Below are 21,205 nucleotides of genomic sequence, written 5' to 3' on the forward strand. Positions count from 1 at the left end.
GGCATGGTGACGTTCGCGCAGGCGCAGGAGCGCGCGGAGGAGTGGATCAACGGGGACGTGCCGGCGTACCAGCACCGTGAGGTGCGGGTACGGGAGTTCGGCCTCGGGTTCGTGGTGTGGGGCGAGGACCGTGCGGAGGGCCCGCGTTCGGACGCGGGCGGGCAGCGGCTGGTCATCGCCCGGGACAGCGGCGACGCGACGCTGTGGCCGGCGCTGCCGGTGGGCGAGGTGATCCGCCGGTACGAGGAGGAGTACGGCCGTGAGGCGGAGGTCGCCGACGCGGTACCGGCGCCCGCGGCACGGGTCGACCTGAACCAGACCTCGTTCCTGTTGAGCCCGCCGGAGTGGCTCCAGGAGGCGGCGGACAAGCTGGGTATTCCGGATCAGCGATCGGGGGGTGACGGGGCGTCGGGCGAGGGGGCGGCGGCCGGCGGGGCGGGTGCGGGGTCCGGGGTGGGTTCAGGTGTGGGGGCCGGGGCGGGTTCCGGTGTGGGGTCGGGGATGGGTTCCGGTGGGCTTGCGGAGACGCAGGCGGGGGTGCCGGCAGGTGCCGGTGGGGCCGGTGGTGCCGGTGGGGTTGGTGCGGGGGCTGGTCCGGCAGGGGGTAGTGGGGCTTCCTGGCCGGCGGCCGGGGGCGATGCGAGGGGTGCGGGTGGCGCGAGTGGCGCGGGTGGTGCCCGAGTGGGTGCGGGGGCGGGCGCCGGGGCGCAGGGAGCACCTGGTGCGCCGGGCGTGCCCAACGTGCCTGCCGGCGCGACCCCTTGGGCGGGCACCGATACGAACGCCGATGCCGGTGAGGACCGTTCCGTGCCGTTGCCCGCGACGGTGTTCGCGCCGCCGCTGAGCGACTCCGACGACGGTGCGCTGGGGGACGCCGAGACGGCGCTGATGGCGGGGGGCAGCCAACTGCCGCGCACGGCGATGTCTCCGGCGCTCGACGACGCGAGCACGCCGGGTGTGCAGGGCGCACACGGCGCACACGGCGCGCAGGGCGTGCGGGGCGGGCAGGGTGGTGCGTCGGGGGCGCCCGGAGCTGCTGGTGCGCCGGGGGTGCCGGGTGCACCCGGGGCGCACGGTGCGGCCGCCGCGCCCGGCGCGCCGCAGGGCAGCACGCCTCCGCCGCCTCCGCCGGGCGCCCCGACGTACGGCTACCCGCAGGGGCCGGCGGCGGGTCCGGGCACGCCCGCGCCAGGAGCGTCGGCACCTGCGCCGGCGCCCGCGGCTCCGCCCGCGCCTTCTTACGGCTATCCGCAGAGCCCCGCCGCCCCGAGCTACGGCTACCCGCAGCCGCCGGCCGGTGCTCCCGGCGCGCCCCGGCCTCCGGCGGGTCCGGCCGCGCCGAGCCGCCCGCTGGCGCCGAACGCCAGTGACATAGCGGACGCCGCGACGAGCCGGGCCGCACCTCCTCCGCGCAAGGCGCGCGGTGCGGCCGGTGCGCCGCCTCCGCCGCCGGGCGCCCCGGGAACGCCGGGCGCACGCCCGGGGGGCGCGCCTCAGCCGCCCGCGCCGGGTGCACCGGGTGCGCCGGCGGGCGGGTATGCGCCGACGCAGATGGTGTCGGCGTTGGGGCCCGAGCGGCCTGGGGGTCCGGCGCAGGCGCCGGGCGCGCAGACTCCGCCGGGCGCGCAGACTCCGCCGGGCGCCCCCAAGCCGCCCGGTGCGCCGGGCATTCCGGGTGGCACGCCCCCCGGCGATGTCCATCGGTCGGCCACGATGCTGGCCGACCCGAGCGGAATGGGAGGGGGCGCGCCTCAGCCCCCGGGGGCCCCGGGCGTGCCGAATCCGCCCGGCGCTCCTGGAGCACCGGGCGCCCCGGGTGTACCCCCGGCGCCCGGCGCACCGCCGCCGTCGCACGCCCCCGGTGCCCCTTTCGCCCCGGGCGCACCGCCAGCCCCAGGCGCCCCTGGCGTGCCTCCCGCGCCCGGTGCCCAGAGTTCCGCCGGTGGTGCGCGCGAGGCGGTCCACCACGCGGAGACCGTGTTGGCCACGCCTCCGGTGGGCGCCCCGGGCGCGCCGCTGCCCCCGCCCGCCCCCGGCGTACCCGCTGCCCCAGGCGCCCCCGGTATGCCGCCGGGCGCCCCGCAGATGCCGCCGCCGACGCCGGCCGGTGCGATGCCGCCGCCCGGGCAGCCCGTGCCGGGGCAGCAGCCGCCGGCGTACGGCTACCCGCAGCAGGGCCAGCCGACCGTGGGCCCCGGCTACCAGGCGGTGCTGCGCTATCGCGCGCAGGACGGTTCGGAACAGCAGCTGATCCGGCGTTCGGCGCCGGGAACGCCGCACCCGGAGTGGCAGATCTACCACGAGCTGCGGGCGATGAACGTGCCGCCGGACCAGGTGCTGGAGCTGCACACGGAGCTGGAGTCGTGCGAGCTGCCGGGTGCCTACTGCGCGCGGATGATCCGGGAGCAGTGGCCGCAGGCGCGGCTCGCGAGCATCGCGCCGTACGGGACGGATCACGCGAGCCGGCAGCAGGGGATGCGGCAGTTGCTGGCGCACCAGGGTGAGCTGCACCAGGTGGCGGCGGGTCCCGCGCGGCCCGCGCCGGTGCGGGCGCCGTTGCCGCAGGTCCAGGCGGCGCCGCCGATCCCGCCCGAGGCGATCGCGCAGGAGCTGGGAGCGGCGTTCGGGCCGGGCGTGTTTCGGTTCGAGCAGGCGGCGGTGTCGCGGCAGGGTGTGCCGCCGATCGTGGCGCACACGCTGGTCGCGGCGGGACTGCCGCTGGACATGGGGCCGTTCTTCTGGGCACAGGCCCAGCCGGGCCGTCCGGTGCCGACGCTGGCGGAGCTGGCGCAGGAGCGCGGGGTGCAGCCTGCGCCGGACGCGGGGTCGTACCTCGTGATGGGCACCGACTTCGGCAAGGCGATCTGTGTGCAGTACGGCACCGCCAACATCGTGGCCGTGCCGGTGGAGGCGGGGCCGGGCGGGGGGTCCGTGCCGCCGCAGTTCGTCAACACAGGGCTGCCGGAGTTCGCGCGTTGCCTGGCGCTGCTGGGCCGGATGTGGCGGCTCAGGTTCGGCCTGAACCAGGAGCAGGCGGGTCGCTGGACCGTCGATTTCCAGGCCCAGTTGGCCTCCCTGGACCCCGCGGCGCTCGGTTCGCCGGAGAGCTGGTGGTCGGTGCTGCTGGAGCAGATGTGGGACGGCCTGTTGTGACGCGGCGGTAGGTACGTACGACCGGTGGGGGCCGGTCCGGTCGGGTGACCGGGCCGGCCCCCTGCGCGTGTGCACGTCCTGGCCCGGGATCGGGTCGGGCTGCGGCGCTGAGCCGGTACCGCGACCACGGGGCGCGCGGCAGTGCGTTTCACGCCCCCTGGTGCTCTCGCGGGCCTCGATACGACGCATGGCGCTCCGGCCGTGACATGTCTGCGGAGTGTCGCGTTATGAACACTTACGCCCTATCCATCAAGATGTGCGCGAAATCATCATTTCGTGCGGGTCCGGCGGAGAGGGGTTCCAGGGTGAGCAGCGCATCGATGCCGCCGTACGGCTTCGTGACCGTCCGGGGGCGTGGGTACCGCCCCGAGCAGGTCGACGCGTTCCTGGTGGCGCTCTCGCAGGACAGGGACGCCGCGTGGGAGCGTGCCGCGCGGCTCACCGTGCTCGCCAAGGACATGGAGGCGGAGGCCGTGCGGATGCGGGCCGTCGTCGAGCAGCTCCCGCCCCAGACCTACGAGACACTCGGAGACCGCGCGCAGCGGGTGTTCCGGCTCGTGGTGGACGAGGCGTCGGCCGTCCGCGACAACGCCCGGCGCGCTCTGACCGACGGGGTCGTGCAGGCAGAGACGTGCGCCGAGAACGAGCTCTGTGCGGCCCGCGAAGAGGCGGACGCGCTCCGCGCGGACGCCGAGGAACGCGCCCGCCAGCTGCTTCTCGCCGCGCGCGCCGAGGCCGACGAGATCCGCATCGGCGCCCGGCTGGAGGTGAAGGAGGCGCGCGGCGAGGCCCTCGCGGCGTTGCGCGAGGTGCGGCAGCGCACCACCGGGATGCTCGCCGAGCAGGCCAAGGAGCACGCCGAACGCTGGATCGCGGCGGAGGACGAGGAGGCCGCGCGCGCCGCCGAGGCCGATGCGCAGATGGCCGACCGCATCGCCCGCGCGGAGGCCGCCCTGTCCGAGGCGAAGCGGGCCCTGGGCGAGGCGGAGGAGTGGCAGCACCGTTCCCAGGAGGCGGCCCGGGTGCGTGCCGAGGAGATCCTCGCGGAGGCGCGGGTCCGGGAGGAGCGCATCGCGCGGGAGACCGAGCGTGTGCTGCGCGAGCACGGGGAGACCTGGGACGACGTACAGGCGCACATGGACCACATGCGCGACAGCCTCATGACCCTGACGGGGCGCGCGACGGCCGAATAGCGCCTCGCCCCCCGCTGCACGCCGGGCCCAGCTCAGCCCGACCCACCGCGCCCGCTCCGCTCAAGCCCCCCGGCGCCCGGCTCCCGCGAGGATCCAGCCCTCCACCGCCTCGTACTGCCGGCGCTGATCCGCCGCCCCGCGCCGGCCGGAGGCGACCGTGCCCAGCCATCCCAGGAGGAAGCCGGCCGGGATGGAGACGATGCCGGTGGTGGTGAAGGGGAACCAGTTGAAGTCGGCGTGCGGGAAGGCGGAACCCGGCGAGCCGGAGACCAGGTTCGTGCCCGGCATCAGGAGGAGCACGGTGAGGGTGCCGCCGAGGAGGGTGCACATCAGGCCGGTGCGGGTGTAGCGGCGCCAGAAGAGGCCGTAGACCAGGGCGGGGGCGAGGGCGGAGGCTCCGAGGCAGAAGGAGAGGGTGGCCAGGGGCTGCAGGCTGTGGTGCTGGACCAGGGTCGCCAGGAGGATCGTGGGGACTCCTATGGCGAGCGCGCAGACGCGGGCGAGTTTCATCTCGCGCCGGGCCGGTGTCTCCTGGGCGCGGGTCGCGAGGAGGTCGTGGGCGAGGGAGTTGGCGCAGGCGAGGATCATGCCGGCGACGGAGGCGAGCAGGGTGAGGAAGATCGCCGTGGTGACGGTGGTGAAGAGCAGGGTCCCCGCCGTCGACACGTCGGTTCCGAACGCCGCGCGGGAGCCCAGCAGATAGGCGGTGTTGCCCTGCGGGTCGGCGGCGGTGATGGCGGTACGGCCGACCAGGGCGGTGGCGCCGAAGCCGATGACGCTGATGATCAGGACGAACAGGGCGACGCTCGACACGGCCCAGGACATCGAGCGGCGGACCTGGCGGGCGCCGGCGGCGGTGTACATGCGCATGGTGATGTGGGGCAGGCAGGCGCCGCCGAGGACGATGGTCAGTTCCGAACTGATCATGTCCAGCCGGGGGTTGGGCCCGGCGGCGAACTGGAGTCCGGAGTGCAGGTAGGCGGTTCCGGCGCCGCTGCCCCGGGCCGCCGCGGCGAGCAGCGCGCCGGGGTCCCAGTCGAAACGGTGCAGGATCAGCAGGGCGACCACCGTGCCGGAACCGAGCAGCATCACGATCTTCAGGATCTGGATGAGGGCGGTGCCCTTCATGCCGCCGATGGCCGCGTAGCTGATCATCAGCGCGCCGAGTCCGATGACGCAGCCGGTCTGCACGGACTCGTCGGAGAAGCCGAGGATGAACGCCATCAGCTGGCCGGCGCCGGCGAGCTGGACCAGCATCAGTGGCAGCAGGGCGGCGATGGTCACCGCGCACGCCGTGATCCGTACGCACCGGCCGGGCATCCGGCGGGCCAGCGCGTCGCCCATGGTGAACCGGCCCGCGTTGCGCAGTGGTTCGGCCAGCAGGAACATCAGCAGCAACAGCGACAGTGCCGTGCTGAGGGCGAGGACGACTCCGTCGTAGCCGCACAGGGCGATCACGCCGCCGGTGCCGAGGACGGTGGCCGCGGAGACGTAGTCGCCGGCGATGGCCAGGCCGTTGCGCAGCGGGGAGAGGGAGCCGTAGCCGGTGTAGAACGCGTCGAGGTCGTCGCGGTCCGGGCCGGTCAGCACGCACAGCAGGAGGGTGAGCGTGGCGACGGCGGTGAAGGCGACCAGGGACATGGACTGCGCGGAGTCGCTGAAGCCGGTCACCGTACGGCTCCTCGCCTGGCGTCCAGTTCGGCCGTTCTGCGGATGCGGTCGGCGAGGGGGTCGACGTGGCGGCGCGCGGTGTGCTCGTACAGGGCGATCGCCAGCCAGGTGACGGGCAGTTGGAGAAGGGCGAGGAGCAGGCCGGCGGGTACGCCGTCGGCGACCGTGCTCGTCATCATGCGGGGGGCGAACGCGGACAGCACCAGGAACAGGGTGAAGTAGCCGAGTGCGGTGAGGGTCGCGGTGCGCCGCTGGAGGCGGTAGGCGCCGCGCAGCAGCCGCAGGTCGCTGTGGTGGCCGACCGGCTCCCGGTGCGGCAGATGACGGGGTGCCGGCGGCTCCGGCGGCAGCGGCTGCCAGGGGTAGGTGAGGTACGACGGGTCGCGCGGGGAAGGGTCCTGGGACATCCCGGTGCTCCTTGCGTGGCTCGGGTCCGTGGCGGCGGACCGCAGGGAGAGGAGGGAGCGGGGTCACGCACCCTACTCGCAAGTAGCCGGGACTCGCGGTGTTTTTCGCCAACTGGCCGACCGGTATGCGCTTACTGGCCGGGAGGGGGTCTGACCTCGGGTGTTACCCGTGTTAACCGGGGGGTGGGAGTCGGTTCTCGGGGATCGTGTTGACGCAGGGTCAGGTGTCAGTCCGTGAGGACCGGGAAGCGTCGCGGTGCCACGAACAGCAGGACGAGAAACGCCAGTGCGGCCGCGCACGCCGCTCCGAGGTACACCGCGTGGACCGCGTCCGCGATCGCGTGGCGGGTGCACTCGGGGGCGGTTCCGTCGTCCAGCGCGCGCGTGACGGAGTCGAGGTCGCCTGCGCCGCCCAGGTGGGCCGCGAGCACCCCGTTGGCGATCGCGCCGAACACCGAGGCGCCGATCGTCTTGCCCGTCCCGGCATCGCGTCCGGCCGCGCGTATCGCACCTCTGGTGTTCTCCACGCCGGATCCCCTCCCTATGCGTTCCCCTTGCATCTATGTCGCGTGCGACAGCCTCCCATCCGCCCCGACCTGGCGGGAGTGCGCATCCACTTGACCCTCACGCGAGGAGAGGGGGGAGGCTGACTGCACCGGAGGGTGGAGCCGGACCCGGAGAAGGGCTCCACCCGGCGGTGGACTTCCCCTAGGGGGTTCTCCGTACGACGGCTCGGGGAGGGTTCGTACCGTCGGAGGAGGAGACGGCACCCCTGTCGTCCTTAACCTGGCTTTACGCCGCCGGGGGGCGGTTGATGGAACCGGCGGGGGTGGGGTTTACCCCCCGGGAAAGACGGGGCTTCGCACCAGCGCGGAGCAACGCCGCACACCGCGAGACTCGTCGTCGTACCGAACGCTTCCAAACACTTCGCATCAGAGGGCGGCACCGCGCCGTTCATTCGCTGACCGACTTAGGAGACATACCGTGACATCGGCTGTGACCATTCCCAGGCACGGGGGTACTGGAGGGCGTACGGCCGTTGCCGCACGGGCGCGGCAGGTCGTCAAGGCGTACGGGTCCGGAGAGACCCGTGTCGTCGCTCTCGACCATGTCGACGTGGACATCGCGCGGGGGCAGTTCACCGCGATCATGGGCCCCTCGGGGTCCGGCAAGTCCACCCTGATGCACTGCCTCGCCGGACTCGACACCGTGACGAGCGGTCAGATCTACCTGGACGAGACCGAGATCACGGGCCTGAAGGACAAGAAGCTCACGAAGCTGCGCCGGGACCGGATCGGGTTCATCTTCCAGGCGTTCAACCTGCTGCCGACGCTCAACGCGCTGGAGAACATCACGCTCCCCATGGACATCGCCGGGCGCAAGCCCGACAAGGAGTGGCTGGGGCGCGTGGTCGGCACCGTGGGGCTCGCGGACCGGCTCAAGCACCGTCCCACGCAGCTCTCGGGCGGTCAGCAACAGCGCGTGGCCGTGGCGCGCGCCCTCGCCGCGCGCCCCGAGATCATCTTCGGTGACGAGCCGACCGGAAACCTCGACTCCCGTGCGGGCGCGGAGGTCCTCGGCTTCCTGCGCCGCTCCGTCGACGACCTGGGACAGACGATCGTGATGGTCACGCACGACCCGGTGGCCGCCTCCTACGCGGACCGTGTGCTCTACCTCGCCGACGGCCGGATCGTCGACGAGATGTTCAAGCCGACCGCGGAGACCGTCCTGGACCGCATGAAGGACTTCGACGCGCGGGGGCGTACGTCATGACCGTCATGAAGACCTCCATGCGCAACTTCTTCGCGCACAAGGGACGCATGGCCCTGTCCGCGGTCGCCGTGCTGCTGTCGGTGGCGTTCGTGTGCGGCACGCTGGTGTTCACCGACACGATGAACACGACCTTCGACAAGCTGTTCGCGGCGACCTCGTCCGATGTGACGGTCAGCGCCAAGGGTGCCTCCGACACCGGCGAGACGACCTCCGACAACGGCAGGCCGCCGGTCATGCCGGCCTCGGTGGTCACCAAGGTCCGTGCGGCGGACGGCGTCAAGGCGGCCGAGGGGACGGTCTTCTCCACGTCCGTGACCGTCGTCGACGCCGACAAGGACAGCCTGTCGCCGTCCAGCGGGGCGCCGACCATCGTCGGCAGCTGGAACTCCAACGACGCCCGCACCATGAAGATCACCTCCGGTGCGGCGCCGGCGAACTCCGGCCAGATCATGGTGGACGCCGACACCGCCGACAAGCATCACCTCGGGCTCGGCGACGAGATCGGCGTGATCAGCGCGGTCGGCACGCACACCGCGACGATCTCCGGCATCGCCGACTTCACCGTCACCAACCCCGGTGCGGCGATCTTCTACCTGGACACGGAGACCGCGCAGCGCACGCTCGTCGGGCAGAGCGGTGTCTTCACGAACGTCAACGTGACGGCCGCGTCCGGTGTCACCGACGCGCAGCTGAAGAAGAACGTGACCGGCGAACTCGGCGCCGGCTACCAGGTGCAGACCGCCAAGGAGACCGCCGACGCCAACCAGAAGGACGTCGAGGGCTTCATGAACGTCATGAGGTACGCGATGCTCGGCTTCGCCGGGATCGCCTTCCTCGTCGGCATCTTCCTGATCATCAACACCTTCTCGATGCTGGTCGCCCAGCGCACCCGCGAGATCGGCCTGATGCGGGCCATCGGCTCCAGCCGCGGCCAGGTCAACCGGTCCGTGCTCGTCGAGGCGCTGCTGCTCGGTGTGGTCGGCTCGGTCCTCGGGGTCGGCGCCGGCGTCGGTATCGCGGTCGCGCTGATGAAGCTCATGGGCTCGATAGGCATGCACCTGTCGACCAGCGATCTGACGGTCGCCTGGACGACCCCGGTGCTCGGCCTGGTCCTCGGGGTCGTCGTCACCGTCCTGGCCGCCTACCTGCCCGCGCGGCGGGCCGGCAAGGTCTCCCCGATGGCCGCGCTGCGCGACGCGGGCGCCCCCGCCGACGCCAGGGCAGGCGTCGTACGCGCCCTGCTGGGCCTCCTGCTGACCGCCGGCGGCGGCTTCGGCCTCTACCTGGCCGCGGAAGCCGACAAGGCGTCGCAGGGCGCCGCCTGGCTGGGCCTCGGCATCGTGCTCTCGCTGATCGGGTTCGTCGTCATCGGCCCGCTGCTCGCGGGCGCCGTCGTACGGGTCCTGGGCGCCGTCCTGCTGCGGATGTTCGGCCCCGTGGGGCGTATGGCCGAACGCAACGCGCTGCGCAACCCGCGCCGTACCGGTGCGACGGGCGCCGCCCTCATGATCGGGCTCGCGCTGGTCGCCTGCCTCTCGGTGGTCGGCTCCTCCATGGTCGCCTCCGCCACCGACCAGCTCGACAAGACCGTCGGCACGGACTTCATCATCCAGTCCGACAGCGGCCAGCGGATCACCCCGCAGGCGGTCAAGGCCGTCAAGGACACCCAGGGGCTCGCGCGGGTCACCGAGTACCGGGTCACCGAGGCCGACTACACCACCCCCGACGGCAAGACGCTCAAGGACACCGACATCACGGCGGCCGACCCGACGTACGCGACCGACCTGCGCACCAAGACCGTCGCCGGAAACCTCGCGGACGCCTATCTGCCGGACTCGATGTCCGTGCACGAGAAGTTCGCGAAGGCGCACGGCATCCACCTCGGCTCGAAGATCACCCTCAAGTTCAAGGAGGGGCGGACGGCCCGGCTGACCGTCCGGGCGATCACTAGCAGCGACGGTCTCATCGACGCCGGATCCAAGTACATGTCGATCGCCACGCTCGCCAAGTACGTGCCGGCCGACAAGATGCCGCTCGACGACCTGGTCTTCGCCACCGCCAAGGACGGGCAGCAGGACAGCGCCTACAAGTCGCTCAAGAGCGCACTGCACGACTACCCGCAGTACACCGTGCGTGACCAGACCGACTACAAGGACGCGCTGAAGGACCAGATCGGCCAGCTGCTCAACCTGATCTACGGGCTGCTCGCCTTGGCGATCATCGTCGCGATCCTCGGTGTCGTGAACACCCTGGCGCTCTCGGTGGTCGAGCGGACGAGGGAGATCGGCCTGATGCGGGCGATCGGTCTGTCACGGCGGCAGCTGCGCCGGATGATCCGCATGGAGTCCGTCGTGATCGCCCTCTTCGGCGCCCTGCTGGGCCTGGGGCTCGGCATGGGCTGGGGTGCCACCGCCCAGAAGCTGCTCGCCCTGCAGGGCCTGAAGGTCCTGGAGATCCCCTGGCCGACGATCATCGGGGTCTTCCTCGGCTCGGCCTTCGTGGGCCTGTTCGCCGCACTGGTCCCGGCGTTCCGGGCGGGCCGCATGAACGTCCTGAACGCGATCGCGACGGACTGACGGCACCGTCGTCACCGACGGCACCGTCGTCACCCACGGGGACCGACGGGACCGACGGGACCGACTGAGAGACCACCGCATACGGGGGTTGCGGGGGATGGCCCGGCGCCGGAGAGTCTTGGGGGACTCTCCGGCGCCGGGTGTGTGTCCTGCCGAGCCCGCCGCTCAACCGACCGAGCCGGGTGGCGGCCGGGCGCAGGCTTCGGGGGCCCGGGAGCGGAGCCCCCTGGTACGGCCACCAGGACGCGCGGTGCCGCACCGGGCGACGGAGGTTATCCACAGCCCCGGCACACGCCGACGCGTCGTCGTACGCTGGAGACCCCCCGGTCGCAGCCCGCGCCGGGCACTTCGCGTTGCCCACCCCCCCCAACGAAAGCCGCCCTGAATGAGCCTGCACGGTCTGCTCGACGTCGTCGTCAAGGACGCCGCACTCGCGGAAGCGATCAAGGCGGCCGCGGACGGCAACCGCATGCACGTCGACCTGGTCGGCCCCCCTGCGGCCCGCCCCTTCGCGGTCGCCGCCCTGGCCCGCGAGACCGGCCGCCCCGTGCTCGCGGTCACCGCCACCGGCCGCGAGGCCGAGGACCTGGCCGCCGCCCTGCGCACACTGCTGCCCTCCGAGGGCGTCGTGGAGTACCCCTCCTGGGAGACGCTCCCGCACGAGCGGCTCAGCCCCCGCAGCGACACCGTCGGCCGCCGCCTCGCCGTGCTGCGCCGTCTCGCCCACCCGAGCCCCGACGACCCCGAGACCGGCCCGGTCTCCGTCGTCGTCTCGCCCGTGCGGTCCGTGCTCCAGCCGCAGGTCAAGGGCCTCGGCGAGCTGGAGCCGGTGGCGCTGCGCACCGGACAGAGCGCCGATCTGAACGACATCGTGGAAGCCCTCGCGGCCGCCGCGTACGCGCGCGTGGAGCTCGTGGAGAAGCGCGGCGAGTTCGCCGTGCGCGGCGGCATCCTGGACGTGTTCCCGCCCACCGAGGAACACCCCCTGCGCGTCGAGTTCTGGGGCGACGACGTCGAGGAGATCCGCTACTTCAAGGTCGCCGACCAGCGCTCCCTGGAGGTCGCCGAGCACGGCCTGTGGGCGCCGCCCTGCCGCGAGCTGCTGCTCACCGACGACGTCCGGGCACGCGCGCGTGCCCTCGCCGAACAGCACCCGGAGCTGGGCGAGCTGCTGAACAAGATCGCCGAGGGGATCGCGGTCGAGGGCATGGAGTCCCTCGCCCCGGTCCTGGTCGACGACATGGAGCTGCTGCTCGACGTACTGCCCGAGGGCGCGATGGCCGTCGTCTGCGACCCGGAGCGGGTCCGCACCCGCGCCGCCGACCTGGTGGCCACGAGCCAGGAGTTCCTGCAGGCCTCCTGGGCGGCCACCGCGGGCGGCGGCGAGGCGCCCATCGACGTCGACGCGGCCTCCCTGTGGTCCATCGCGGACGTCCGCGACCGCGCGCGCGAGCGGGACATGATGTGGTGGTCGGTGTCGCCGTTCGCCGCCGACGAGTCGTTCACATACGCCGCTGACGCGGCGGGGTCCGCCGACACCCTCAAGCTCGGCATGCACGCCCCGGAGACCTACCGCGGCGACACCGCCAAGGCCCTGGCCGACACCAAGGGCTGGCTCGCCGACGGCTGGCGCACGGTGTACGTCACCGAGGGCCACGGCCCCGCCTCCCGCACCGTCGAGGTGCTCGGCAGCGAGGGCATCGCGGCCCGGCTGGACGTCGACCTGGGCGAGCTGACCCCCTCGGTCGTGCATGTCTCCTGCGGCTCGATCGACTACGGCTTCGTCGACCCGGCGCTCAGAATCGCCGTCCTCACCGAGACCGACCTGTCAGGGCAGAAGGCGGCCGGCAAGGACGGCGCCCGGATGCCGGCCCGCCGCCGCAAGACCATCGACCCGCTCACCCTGGAGGCGGGCGACTACATCGTCCACGAGCAGCACGGCGTCGGCCGCTACATCGAGATGGTGCAGCGCACCGTGCAGGGCGCCACCCGCGAGTACCTGGTCGTGGAGTACGCCCCCGCGAAGCGCGGCCAGCCCGGCGACCGGCTCTACATCCCCACCGACCAGCTGGAGCAGATCACCAAGTACGTCGGCGGCGAGGCCCCCACCCTGCACCGCCTGGGCGGCGCGGACTGGACGAAGACCAAGGCGCGCGCCAAGAAGGCAGTCAAGGAGATCGCCGCCGACCTGATCAAGCTCTACAGCGCGCGGATGGCCGCCCCCGGCCACGCCTTCGCCGGCGACTCGCCCTGGCAGCGCGAGCTGGAGGACGCCTTTCCGTACGCGGAGACCCCCGACCAGCTGACCACCATCGCCGAGGTCAAGGAGGACATGGAGAAGTCGATCCCCATGGACCGCCTGATCTGCGGCGACGTCGGCTACGGCAAGACCGAGATCGCGGTCCGGGCCGCCTTCAAGGCCGTACAGGACGGCAAGCAGGTCGCCGTCCTCGTGCCCACCACCCTGCTGGTGCAGCAGCACTTCGGGACGTTCTCCGAGCGGTACTCGCAGTTCCCGGTGAGCGTGAAGGCGCTCTCCCGCTTCCAGACCGACACCGACGCCAAGGCCACCCTGGAGGGCCTCAAGGAGGGCGCGGTCGACGTCGTCATCGGCACCCACCGGCTGTTCTCCGCGGAGACCAAGTTCAAGGACCTCGGGCTGGTCATCGTCGACGAGGAGCAGCGCTTCGGCGTCGAGCACAAGGAGCAGCTGAAGAAGCTCCGCGCCAACGTCGACGTGCTGACCATGTCCGCGACCCCGATCCCGCGCACCCTGGAGATGGCGGTCACCGGTATCCGCGAGATGTCCACGATCACCACCCCGCCGGAGGAACGGCACCCGGTGCTCACCTTCGTCGGGCCGTACGAGGAGAAGCAGATCGGCGCCGCCATCCGCCGCGAACTGCTGCGCGAGGGCCAGGTCTTCTACATCCACAACCGGGTCGAGTCCATCGACCGCGCGGCCTCCCGCCTCCGCGAGATCGTCCCCGAGGCGCGGATCGCCACCGCCCACGGCCAGATGTCGGAGTCGGCGCTGGAACAGGTCGTCGTCGACTTCTGGGAGAAGAAGTTCGACGTCCTCGTCTCCACGACGATCGTCGAGTCCGGCATCGACATCTCCAACGCCAACACCCTGATCGTCGAACGCGGCGACACCTTCGGCCTCTCCCAGCTGCACCAGCTGCGCGGGCGGGTCGGCCGAGGGCGGGAGCGCGGGTACGCGTACTTCCTGTACCCGCCGGAGAAGCCGCTCACCGAGACCGCGCACGAGCGGCTGGCCACCATCGCCCAGCACACCGAGATGGGCGCCGGCATGTACGTGGCGATGAAGGACCTGGAGATCCGGGGCGCCGGCAACCTGCTCGGCGGCGAGCAGTCCGGTCACATCGCGGGCGTCGGCTTCGACCTGTACGTCCGGATGGTCGGCGAGGCGGTCGCGGACTACCGGCGGCAGCTGGAGACCGGGGAGATCGAGGAAGAGCCGTCGCTGGATGTCAAGATCGAGCTACCCGTCGACGCGCACGTCCCGCACGACTACGCGCCCGGCGAGCGGCTGCGCTTGCAGGCCTACCGGTCCATCGCCTCCGCCAACTCCGAGGAGGACATCAAGGCGGTCCGCGAGGAACTCACCGACCGCTACGGCAAGCTGCCCGAGCCGGTGGAGAACCTGCTCCTCGTCGCCGGGCTGCGGATGCTCGCCCGCGCGTGCGGGGTCGGCGAGATCGTGCTCCAGGGGACCAACATCCGTTTCGCTCCGGTCGAGTTGCGCGAATCGCAGGAGTTGCGGCTCAAGCGCCTGTACCCGGGGACCGTCATCAAGCCGGCCGCCCACCAGGTGCTGGTGCCCCGGCCGAAGACCGCGAAGGTGGGCGGAAAGCCGCTGGTGGGGCGGGAGTTGCTGAGCTGGGTCGGCGAGTTCCTGGCGTCGGTGCTGGGCTCGTAGGACCCTCGGTCCCGGGAGCGTGGAACCGCGAGTTCGACGACACGGCCGAGGAGTTGTCCCTGACCGCGGCCATCACCGACGCCGGTTTCTCCTGAAGGGGTGGCCGAGCGCCTGCACCGGCGTCAACAGCCCCTGCACACCGGACCTCGCCGTCGACGCGACCGCCACCGCGACCTTCGGACCGCCGCTCCCGCACTGACGCGGCACGGCGCCCGCTTCAGGCGGTTTGGCGCGCCGCGGACCGGCAAGGCGTGCGGTACGGCGTACGGCTGCGGCGTGGTGTGAGCGGGCGCGAAGGCGTACCGCTCGGGCTTCTCCCGCTACGTCAAAGTGGTTTCGATAAGAGCGAGTTGGTTATTATTCGCCCTTTTCGATCCCATTCGGCGTGAACCGTGCGACGGCTACCGTGAGCCAGGAGAGATCCGCCCACGTGGAGGCGGAAAAAAAGAAGAGGGGGCGCACGTGGCGCGTCTGAGGGACGGGGCGGTCATCGCTGTCGTCGTGATCTTCGCCGTGACCGGCTGCAAGGACCTGCAGGACAAGGGGAGTCCGGGAGCCCAGGGCGCGGGCGGCGGGGGAGCGGCGCTGACCGCCGCCGACGCGCTGACCGTCAAGGGCCGGGCACCGAAGACCGGTTACACCCGGGAGAAGTTCGGCTCCGCCTGGGCGGACACCGACTCCAATTCCTGCGACACCCGGGACGACATACTCAAGCGCGACCTCAAGGAGGTGAAGTTCACCGACGGGGACTGCAAGGTCTCCTCCGGCGTGCTGGACCCGGACCCCTACTCCGGCAAGGACGTCACCTACAAGCGCGGCCGCAGCCTGGTCGACATCGACCACCTCGTAGCCCTCTCGGACGCCTGGCAGAAGGGCGCCAAGTACTGGGACGCCAGCAAGCGCATAGCCCTGGCCAACGACCCGCTCAACCTGCTGGCCGTCGACGCGAGCGCCAACCGCGGCAAGGGCGACGGCGACACGGCCACCTGGCTGCCGCCCGACAAGGCCTACCGCTGCACCTACGTCGCCGCGCAGGTGGCCGTGAAGAAGAAGTACGGCCTGTGGGTCACCGCCGCCGAGAAGTCCGCGATGAAGAAGGTCCTCGCCACCTGCCCCGGCCAGAAGCTCCCCGCGGGCGGCAATCCGACCAAGGCGCCGTCCCGGTTCCAGGCCCACTGATTCATTTTCGACGGCCCGCGCCGGGGCGTGGGCGTCCGCGCTCCGCGCTCGGCACACAACGGTTCGATACAACCCGGACCGCGCGTCGGTGTCGGGCCATATGCTCGAAGCGACCACCGCCCGCCCGGTGTGTCCGCAAGCGGACGCACCGGGCGGGCACGTACGCCCTATTTCAGGCAATACAGGAGCGATCATGCAAGGCCAGGGCCATGCGCAGCCGGTGCAGCGGCCGCCGCACGACGCAGTACTGGTCCTGTTGCGCGTGGTGTTCGTGGCGATGGGGGTGTTCAGTGCCGGCTTCCTGGCCTGGGTGATGTTGCTGCGGCTGGCCACGGTGACCCGCAGATCGGCGGACTACGGTCTGCTGGTGGCGGGGGCCGCGGCCGACGTCCTCAGCATCGTGCTGCTGGCCACCGAACCCGGCGACGACGTGCACACGCCCGGCGGCTATCTGGGGGTCACGCTGCTGTTCGGCACGCTCCTGGCCGCGGTCGTCTACTACCTCGCCGCCGACATACGCCACTTCCAGCGGCAGCGCGAGGCGTACGCGGCGCAGACGGCAGCGCAGAGGTACGGCTACCCGCCCCCCGCCTCCCCGTACACCACGGCGACGACGCCCCTGGGCACCCCGCCCCCGCACACCGTGCCCCCGGTTCCCCGGCCGCCGCTCGCCCAGCCCCCGATACCCGCGCCGCCCCAGCGTCCGGCGCCCGCGCGGATCGAGCAGGTGCGTGCCGAGCTCGACGAACTCAGTGACTATCTGCGCCAGCACGACGGCCGCAACGAGGGCGGAAGGTGACCGTGGCGACAGGACGGGTCGTCGCCGACCGCTACCAGCTGTCCACGCTCATCGGGCAGGGCGGCATGGGCCAGGTCTGGACGGCTTACGACCAGCGGCTCGACCGGCGCGTGGCGGTGAAGCTGCTGCGCCCCGACAAGGTGGCGGGCGCGGACGCCGACGAACTGCGCCGCCGGTTCCTGCGGGAGTGCCGGGTGACCGCGCAGGTCGACCATCCCGGCCTGGTCACCGTGCACGACGCGGGCACCGAGGGCGAGGAACTGTTCCTCGTCATGCAGTACGTGGACGGCACCGACCTCGCCGGGCACCTCGCGGAGCACGATCCGTACCCGTGGCCGTGGGCGGTATCGGTGGCCGCGCAACTGTGCGCCGTGCTGAGCGCCGTGCACGCCGTGCCGATCGTCCACCGCGACCTCAAGCCGCGCAACCTGATGGTCAAGCAGGACGGCACCATCACCGTCCTGGACCTCGGTGTCGCCTCCGTGATGGACACCGACACCACCCGCCTCACCCACACCGGAACACCCATCGGCTCGCCCGCCTACATGGCGCCCGAGCAGGCGATGGGCGGCGCGGTCGGGCCGTACACGGACCTGTACGCGCTCGGGGTGCTGCTGCACGAACTGCTCAGCGGGGAGGTGCCGTTCGCCGGCTCCACCTCGCTCGGCGTGCTGCACCGGCATCTGTACGAGCAGCCGGTGCCGGTGCGGCGAGTCCGCCCCGAGGTGCCCGAGCCGCTGGAGGCGCTCGTGCTGCGGCTGCTCGCCAAGGACCCGCAGCACCGGCCCGCCTCGGCGCAGGACGTGTACGAGAACCTCGTCCCGCTGCTGCCCGCGCGTGGCATGCACACCGGGGCGCCCTTGGACCCCACGCGCCCCTTCCTGCGCCCGCACGCCCCCTGGCCGGACCGCGCGCGGATGCCCGCGCCCCAGCCCGCCGCCCCCGTGGCCGCCGTACCGGAAAGACCCGAGGTCGCCGCGGCCGTCGACGAGGTCAAGCGGCTGCTCGGGGAGGGGCGCATCACCCAGGCCGTCGACATCCTGGGCGCGATCCTGCCGGTCGCCGCCGACCAGCACGGCGAGCGCTCCACGGTCGTGCGCACCCTGCGCAAGCAGTACGCGGCCACCCTCATGGACGACGGCCAGTACCGGCGCGCGCTGCCCGAACTGCGCCGGCTCGCCGACGAACGCGCCGCCGAGGCCGGCCAGGCCGACCCGCAGTCCCTGCGCTTCCGCTACGACACCGCCCAGTGCCTGGAACAGCTCGGTGAACCGGCCGCGGCGCTCGCCGAGTACCGCGCGCTGCTGCCGTACTACGAGAACCAGTACGTGGCCGGGGATCCGCAGCTCGCGCACGACGTGCGCCGCCGGATGGGGCATCTGCTGCTCGCGCTCGGCGACCGGCCGGCCGCGCAGGACACACTCACCCGGCTGCTGTTCGACGTGGAACGGCTGCACGGGCCCGGCCACCCCATGGCGGGCGAGGTCCGGCGGACGCTGCAGTGGCTGGGGCAGGTGCGGCGTTAGCCCTCGCGTCCGGCAGACCGTGGTCGGGCCTCCTCGATTCTTCTTGCACAATGTCTCTTCTTGACAGCGCACACACAAGGGTGGGGTTCCGCATGTCCAGCCATCGGCAGTCGAAGAAGCGCAGATACATCGCCTGGGGCGTCGCGGGGGCCGCGGTCGTCGCCGGGGCCGGGATCGCCGCGCAGGCCTCCATGGCGGCCACCACCTGGCCCGCGCAGAAGACGTACACCGGCCGCGCCTTCGACACCTGCACCGCGCCCTCGCTGGCCGCGATGAAGGCCTGGCACGGCGGCCTCTACGGCGCCGCCGCCGTCTACATAGGCGGCAAGAACCGCGGCTGTGCCCAGCCCAACCTCACCGCCTCCTGGGTCAAGTCCGTCTCCGCGGTCGGCTGGAAGCTCATCCCGCTCTACGTCGGCGCCCAGCCGTCCTGCCAGAGCGGCTCCAACCCGGAGAAGATGACCACCGCCAACGCCGCCTCCCTCGGCACGAGCGACGCCACCGACGCGGTCGCCAAGGCCGCCGCCCTCGGCATGAAGGCGGGCAGCCCGGTCTACCTGGACATGGAGGCGTACGACACGACGAACACGGCGTGCAACAACGCCGTGCTCACCTATGTGCGCGCCTTCGACAAGCAGCTGCACGCGAAGACCTACCGTGCGGGCTTCTACGGCTTCACCAGCTCCAGCGCCAAGGCGATCGCGAACGCCAAGGACAAGACGGACCTGCCGGGCAACCTCTGGTACGCGCTGTGGGACAAGAACAACACCACCACCGCGGACTGGCCGTTCGGCGCGACCCAGTTCACCGGGCACAGCCGGGCGCACCAGTACATGGTGAACAGCAAGGAGACGCGCGGCGGTTACACGATCACGGTGGACCGTGACGCGTGGGACGCCCCGGTGGCGATCACGGGCTGAGCGCGGGGCGCCCCGCGAAAACCCGCGGACCGAGCCGCAAACCCTTGCGGAGGGTGGCGCGGCGGTGCCGGATGCGCGTGTGAATCGTTGGTCGAATGGGTTGGCCAGAGCTTGCCCACTGCCTACCATCGATCACCGCAAGACTTTGTGCACCGTCGCACAATCTCCTCGGGAGGCATCCTTGCACCGCCGCCGTCGCACCGCGCTCGTCCTGTCCGCCGCGATCGCCACCGCGGTCCCCTTCCTCACCGCCTGCGGAAGCGACGCGCACCCGGGCGCGGCGGCCGTGGTGGGCGGCCAGCGGATCACCGTCGCCCAGCTGGAGACCCGGGTGAACGAGGTGCGCCAGGCGCAGCGTTCCGCGGTGCCGGACGAGCAGCAGTACCAGCAGGTCCTCGCCGCCACCAGCAGCCTCACCCGGGACACCCTGCACAACATGGTCCTCGACCAGGTGCTGCACCGGGCCGCCCAGGACGCGGGCATCAGCGTCACCCGCAAGGAGATCCAGCGGATGCGCACCGGCCTCGAACAGCAGGCCGGCGGCTCCAAGGGGCTCCAGGATGCCTGGCTCCAGAAGTACGGCATCGCCCCCAAGCGCCTGGACGACAACCTCCGCCTCCAGCTGGAGGCCCAGAAACTCGCCCAGCAGCTCGGCACCGACACCACCCAGCCCGCCTTCTGGAAGGCCCTGTCCAAGGCGTCCCAGGAACTCCACGTCGACCTCAACCCGCGCTACGGCGCCTGGGACGTCCAGAAGAGCAGCCGGGTGGACGCGAAGACGCCGTGGGTGCGGGAGGTCACGTCGGCGGGGACCCAGGCGACGGCGTAGGGCGGGGGACGGCGGGGGGCGGGCCACGGCGCAGGGCAGCGCACGGCGTGGTGCAGGCCGGCTCGACGGGCGGAGTGAGGCAGGCGAGGCTGACGCGAGCGGTCATACGATCACTTGATCATCCCCGCCCTGTGGACAACGCCCGAGGCCGGCGGGGCGAGTGCGTTACGTTCGGATCGTGAACACCACCAGCCCGGAACCTCCCGCTCCTACCGCCCCCGACACCGGCCGGATCATCCTCCTCACCACCAGCCACCGCGTCGCCCCCGGCCTGCTGTCCTGGCCCGCCTGGCAGGCGCTGCGCTCGGCGGACCGCGTGCTGTGCGCGGACGGCGCGCATCCGCAGCTGCCGTACCTGCGAGAGGCCGGGACAGCCGTGGACGAGGCCGCCCCCACCGCCCAGGAACTGGTCGACGCGTGCGCCGGCGGCCGGACGGTGGTGGTCGTGGCGACGGGCGAGGGCGAGCCGGCCCTCACCGACGGCCTGGCCCGCCTCGCCGGCTCCGGCCGTGTCGCCATGCCCGACCTGGAGCTGCTCCCCGCCTCCTACGACCTGCCCGGCGCCCGCCTCCTCGACCTCGTCCAGGTCATGGACCGCATCCGCGCCGAGTGCCCCTGGTCCTCCCGGAAGACCCATGAGGGACTGGCGAAGTACGCCATCGAGGAGGCGTACGAACTGGTCGAGGCGATCGAGGACGGCGACCGCGACGATCTGCGGGAAGAACTGGGGGACGTCCTGCTCCAGGTGGTCTTCCACGCCCGCATCGCCGAGGAGGACCCGGACGCTCCCTTCTCGATCGACGACGTGGCGGGCGGCATCGTCGCGAAGCTCATCCGCCGCCACCCGCACGTCTTCGGCGACGAGAGCGCCTCGACGCCGGAGGAGGTCAAGGAGCACTGGCTGCGCACGAAGGCGGCGGAGAAGCGCCGCGACTCGGTGACCGACGGGATACCTCTCGGCCAGCCGGGCCTCGCGCTGGCGGCGAAGCTCTCCTCCCGGGTGCGGACGGCCGGGCTGGAGGTACCGCTGCCCAAAGTGGAGGGCATCGGGTACGACCTGCTCGCGCTGGCGGTACGGGCCGAGGCGGAAGGCGTCGACCCGGAGGCGGCACTGCGGGCGGCGGGCCGCGCCTACCGGGACGCGATCAGGGAGACGGAGGGCCACTGAGATCGTCCCGTCCGCACGGGGAGCGGCCGCGGGTGAGTACCGTGGATCCAGCGGCGACGCTCGGGCTC

Annotated in this window: 13 protein-coding genes and 1 pseudogene; 11 read left to right on the forward strand and 3 right to left on the reverse strand. The window is 72.2% G+C overall.

Going from position 1 to position 21,205, the window contains the following annotated elements; genetic code table 11:
• The first annotated feature begins 3 nt into the window (after positions 1–3).
• Both AB0N16_RS30450 and AB0N16_RS30455 read left to right on the forward strand, forming a co-directional pair.
• Positions 4–3,153, forward strand: coding sequence for an SUKH-4 family immunity protein (locus tag AB0N16_RS30450; protein WP_365802210.1), 3,150 nt, complete (start codon positions 4–6; stop codon positions 3,151–3,153).
• Between the two features lie 320 nt (positions 3,154–3,473).
• A complete protein-coding gene (locus AB0N16_RS30455) occupies positions 3,474–4,346 on the forward strand; it encodes a cellulose-binding protein (RefSeq protein ID WP_365802429.1) in 873 nt (290 codons plus the stop codon).
• 60 nt (positions 4,347–4,406) lie between these two features.
• Here the strand turns inward: AB0N16_RS30455 and AB0N16_RS30460 are convergent, their stop codons facing one another.
• The 3 genes and pseudogenes from AB0N16_RS30460 to AB0N16_RS30470 all read right to left on the reverse strand — a co-directional run.
• The gene (locus AB0N16_RS30460; protein ID WP_365802212.1) at positions 4,407–6,017 is read right to left on the reverse strand and encodes a cation acetate symporter; all 1,611 of its coding nucleotides are present in this window, start codon (positions 6,015–6,017) and stop codon (positions 4,407–4,409) included.
• Entirely contained in the window at positions 6,014–6,424 is a 411-nt protein-coding gene (locus AB0N16_RS30465) for a DUF485 domain-containing protein (protein WP_365802214.1), read from the reverse strand. Before AB0N16_RS30465 ends, AB0N16_RS30460 begins: the two co-directional genes overlap by 4 nt.
• A 227-nt stretch (positions 6,425–6,651) precedes the next feature.
• A pseudogene (locus AB0N16_RS30470) lies at positions 6,652–6,903 on the reverse strand (MFS transporter); the annotation flags it as partial.
• 505 nt (positions 6,904–7,408) lie between these two features.
• Between AB0N16_RS30470 and AB0N16_RS30475 the strand changes: the two are divergent.
• The 9 genes from AB0N16_RS30475 to AB0N16_RS30515 all read left to right on the forward strand — a co-directional run bounded on the left by AB0N16_RS30475 (position 7,409) and on the right by AB0N16_RS30515 (position 21,137).
• A complete protein-coding gene (locus AB0N16_RS30475; protein ID WP_365802216.1) occupies positions 7,409–8,197 on the forward strand; it encodes an ABC transporter ATP-binding protein in 789 nt (262 codons plus the stop codon).
• Complete coding sequence (locus AB0N16_RS30480; RefSeq protein WP_365802218.1) at positions 8,194–10,773, forward strand: FtsX-like permease family protein; 2,580 nt, start codon at positions 8,194–8,196, stop codon at positions 10,771–10,773. The genes AB0N16_RS30475 and AB0N16_RS30480 overlap by 4 nt, the downstream gene beginning before the upstream one ends.
• A gap of 385 nt (positions 10,774–11,158) precedes the next feature.
• Complete coding sequence (gene mfd, locus AB0N16_RS30485) at positions 11,159–14,716, forward strand: transcription-repair coupling factor (RefSeq protein ID WP_365802220.1); 3,558 nt, start codon at positions 11,159–11,161, stop codon at positions 14,714–14,716.
• Between the two features lie 462 nt (positions 14,717–15,178).
• Positions 15,179–15,895 (forward strand): HNH endonuclease family protein, encoded by a 717-nt coding sequence (locus tag AB0N16_RS30490; protein ID WP_365802222.1) that lies wholly within the window; start codon positions 15,179–15,181, stop codon positions 15,893–15,895.
• Positions 15,896–16,088: 193 nt separating this feature from the next.
• Positions 16,089–16,694, forward strand: a complete 606-nt coding sequence (locus AB0N16_RS30495; protein WP_365802224.1) for a hypothetical protein — start codon at positions 16,089–16,091, stop codon at positions 16,692–16,694.
• Positions 16,695–16,732: 38 nt separating this feature from the next.
• Positions 16,733–18,220, forward strand: coding sequence for a protein kinase (locus AB0N16_RS30500; RefSeq protein ID WP_365802431.1), 1,488 nt, complete (start codon positions 16,733–16,735; stop codon positions 18,218–18,220).
• 92 nt (positions 18,221–18,312) lie between these two features.
• Positions 18,313–19,140: a glycoside hydrolase domain-containing protein gene (locus AB0N16_RS30505; RefSeq protein WP_365802226.1), complete on the forward strand. Its 828-nt coding sequence runs from the start codon at positions 18,313–18,315 to the stop codon at positions 19,138–19,140.
• Positions 19,141–19,321: 181 nt separating this feature from the next.
• On the forward strand, positions 19,322–19,969 hold the full coding sequence (locus AB0N16_RS30510; RefSeq protein WP_365802228.1) for a SurA N-terminal domain-containing protein: 648 nt from the start codon (positions 19,322–19,324) through the stop codon (positions 19,967–19,969).
• A 178-nt stretch (positions 19,970–20,147) separates the two neighbouring features.
• Entirely contained in the window at positions 20,148–21,137 is a 990-nt protein-coding gene (locus AB0N16_RS30515) for a nucleoside triphosphate pyrophosphohydrolase (protein ID WP_365802230.1), read from the forward strand.
• Positions 21,138–21,205: the final 68 nt, after the last annotated feature.

This window comes from Streptomyces sp. NPDC051105, assembly GCF_040682795.1.
Lineage (GTDB): Bacteria > Actinomycetota > Actinomycetes > Streptomycetales > Streptomycetaceae > Streptomyces.

What these genes read in the sequence shown, in the direction of transcription:
- mfd (WP_365802220.1), top strand. Translation starts at nt 11,159, where the DNA reads ATGAGCCTGCACGGTCTGCTCGACGTCGTCGTCAAGGACGCCGCACTC.
- AB0N16_RS30505 (WP_365802226.1), top strand. Translation starts at nt 18,313, where the DNA reads ATGTCCAGCCATCGGCAGTCGAAGAAGCGCAGATACATCGCCTGGGGC.
- AB0N16_RS30450 (WP_365802210.1), top strand. Translation starts at nt 4, where the DNA reads ATGGTGACGTTCGCGCAGGCGCAGGAGCGCGCGGAGGAGTGGATCAAC.
- AB0N16_RS30495 (WP_365802224.1), top strand. Translation starts at nt 16,089, where the DNA reads ATGCAAGGCCAGGGCCATGCGCAGCCGGTGCAGCGGCCGCCGCACGAC.
- AB0N16_RS30455 (WP_365802429.1), top strand. Translation starts at nt 3,474, where the DNA reads ATGCCGCCGTACGGCTTCGTGACCGTCCGGGGGCGTGGGTACCGCCCC.
- AB0N16_RS30480 (WP_365802218.1), top strand. Translation starts at nt 8,194, where the DNA reads ATGACCGTCATGAAGACCTCCATGCGCAACTTCTTCGCGCACAAGGGA.
- AB0N16_RS30465 (WP_365802214.1), bottom strand. Translation starts at nt 6,424, where the DNA reads ATGTCCCAGGACCCTTCCCCGCGCGACCCGTCGTACCTCACCTACCCC.